Below are 266 nucleotides of genomic sequence, written 5' to 3' on the forward strand. Positions count from 1 at the left end.
ACCCCCAACTACTTTCGGCGCTGAAGCGCTTAACTTCCGTGTTCGGCATGGGAACGGGTGTGGCCGCTTCGCTATCGCCACCAGACAAGTATTATATTAACATTATTTAGTCATAACGTCAATATGTTTTAAGAGATTGTTCTCTCAAAACTGAAGACTCATCAATTCACACAAACCTTAGACTAGATCAAAGCCTCGACCGATTAGTATCATTCAGCTCCACACGTCGCCGTGCTTCCACCCATGACCTATCTACCTCATCGTCT

2 rRNA genes are annotated in these 266 nt (G+C 45.5%); both read right to left on the minus strand.

Annotated elements, in window-relative coordinates:
* A 5S ribosomal RNA gene (rrf, locus tag KNP79_RS15670) occupies nucleotides 1–85 on the minus strand; the annotation flags it as partial.
* Between the two features lie 98 nt (nucleotides 86–183).
* Nucleotides 184–266 (minus strand): 23S ribosomal RNA (locus KNP79_RS15675); the annotation flags it as partial.

The organism is Exiguobacterium sp. s7, assembly GCF_018618195.1.
Taxonomy (GTDB): domain Bacteria; phylum Bacillota; class Bacilli; order Exiguobacteriales; family Exiguobacteriaceae; genus Exiguobacterium; species Exiguobacterium mexicanum_A.